The 2,159-nt window shown below is 36.5% G+C and carries 2 protein-coding genes; both read left to right on the forward strand.

Features of this window, described 5'->3' with window-relative positions; translation table 11 throughout:
* Positions 1-655: 655 nt before the first annotated feature.
* Positions 656-964 (forward strand): helix-turn-helix domain-containing protein, encoded by a 309-nt coding sequence (locus PSI17_RS16575; RefSeq protein ID WP_273553014.1) that lies wholly within the window; start codon positions 656-658, stop codon positions 962-964.
* Positions 942-1,892 (forward strand): reverse transcriptase family protein, encoded by a 951-nt coding sequence (locus tag PSI17_RS16580; protein WP_273553015.1) that lies wholly within the window; start codon positions 942-944, stop codon positions 1,890-1,892. The genes PSI17_RS16575 and PSI17_RS16580 overlap by 23 nt, the downstream gene beginning before the upstream one ends.
* Positions 1,893-2,159 lie beyond the last annotated feature (267 nt).

A 2,159-nucleotide genomic window follows, 5' to 3' on the forward strand; every position in this document is an offset into this window, starting at 1 on the left:
CCGGTATTTTGATATGAACGGTCAGCTTATTGAGCGTAGAATTAGAAATTAATATATAACTTAGTTTCTATGCTGCTAGCATAAATTACTGGCAGCTATTAATTATCATGACAAGTTAATACTACTTACTATCTATGTCTCATTTTTAAATATTCCTCTTGATTGTTATGAAATTCATTAATATGATTAAAATTCGATGTGTTGAGGGATAACTACGCCATTAATTGGACTTAGTCCGCGGAAAGAGAAATCTTTCTACCCTTTTACCCCCACATGCCTAGCTTTGTTATATCAGTGACAGCGTGAACATGAGTGGGTATTCGAACCTTTCGGGCGACCAAAGGTTCGTCGAGACGGGGGCTCAGTGCTGATCAATCCCTTCCTTTGTGAGGCGAGCTTGTAACTTATTAATCTCATAGCATATGAGGTGGGTTTCAAGGCACATAGGAGATATTTATGAAAAAACATAACACACATCGCGATCAGCAAGTAAACCCAAAGGCACGCCCAAAGTGGAAAATCGCTTTTTCAATTATTAAGTTCATACTCGTATGGGCTTATAGAATCTGGTACTTAATACGTATGTTAGAAGGTACTGGAGGGGGTGACGAGTAGGTTTACTCCCCCTTGTTTCGAACCTACTATGGACTACCTAATGATCCACAAAGCCTTAAGATTAATTCGACAATACCATGAACTGACGGTTAGCGATTTAGCTAGCGAATTCGGTTTAACGCCGCTGTATTTAAAAGAACTTGAGTCAGGTAATAGGCCTGTTGAGAGCGAATTACTTGAGTTGTATTCGTCAAAATTCGATATTCCTGTAACGTCTCTTATAATGTTTTCTCAGAGCATTCATAAGGAAGGAAAATTCGCCAAAAAATTCAGACAATTAATAGCTGGTAAAGTTTTAGACATTGCAGATTGGGCGATTAATAAGAATGACGAAAAAATCAAAGCTTAAAATAGTTACCAGAAAAAAATCCTATGCTTTACAGGATTCTCCTTTCTATAAACTTAAGTCAAAAAAAAAGCTAGCGAGTCTACTCAAAGTTGATATGCAAACCTTGTTTCGTATAATGAACGATACGGAAAATTACAACGAATTTGAGAAAAAAGGGAAGAAAGGTAAAGTACGTAAAATACAGCATCCAGTAGGCGAGTTAGATGTAGTTCATACGCGGATAGCAAGTCTAATTTGCCGAATTGCTACACCGAACTTTTTACACTCTGGAAAGAAACAGCATTCAAATGTAAGTAATGCCCATGTTCACTGTAACAATTTTCCACTTATGACAACTGATGTTTGTTCTTTTTTCCCATCAACAAAAAAAAACATGGTTTTTTCGTTTTTCTACACCGTTATGGAGTGTTCATCAGATGTTGCAGACATATTAAGCTGTATTTGTACAATTCACAGTCATCTTCCAACTGGTAGTCGCATCAGTATGCCGCTCGCTTATTGGGCTAACTGTAGAATGTTTAGTGAGCTCGAACAGTTAGCCATTAAGCATGATGTAACAATGACTTTATATGTCGATGATTTGACTTTTTCCGGAGCTCAGGTAAATCCACTTTTCAAGTCCATAATTCGTCAAATTATTGAAAGACATGGACACCAAATGCACCCGACCAAAACAAAACTGTATAGTGGCAATAAACCGAAGCTTGTAACAGGTATTGTAATCAAGGGTGAAATGGTATCCGTACGTAATGAGCAGCGAATGAAGCTAGTCTCAGACATTACGTGTTGGAAATCTATAAAAGATATGCCTAATGCTATTAATATGCCAGTAACGCACACCCTATTAGGTAGACTGTATGCGCTAAGTTCTATCGATCCTACGTTCAAAGATAGAGCCAAAACTATTAAAGCTAATACTCAAAAATAGAAATAAGATTAAGTAGAAACTAAAGTTATTCCTATATACAGAAGCTATATTATGTGGGTACGGTTTTGTGTTGCTCTAAAAAATCACTTTAAGTTCAAATAGATAAAGTTAAACAAATAAGGGGCACAAAAAGGGGCATAAAATCAATTAGTAAAAATAAATTCAATTAATTCAGTTAACTAACTTAATTTACTAGTCCCGCTCTGGCACCATATAAAATTCACTGTGAATACAGTGGGTTAGGGACAGAAAAGGCCACCTTAACGG

Source organism: Xenorhabdus sp. IM139775 (assembly GCF_028598745.1).
Taxonomy (GTDB): domain Bacteria; phylum Pseudomonadota; class Gammaproteobacteria; order Enterobacterales; family Enterobacteriaceae; genus Xenorhabdus.

Coding starts and splice junctions, on each gene's coding strand:
- PSI17_RS16575 (WP_273553014.1), top strand. CDS start 656: ATGATCCACAAAGCCTTAAGATTAATTCGACAATACCATGAACTGACG.
- PSI17_RS16580 (WP_273553015.1), top strand. CDS start 942: ATGACGAAAAAATCAAAGCTTAAAATAGTTACCAGAAAAAAATCCTAT.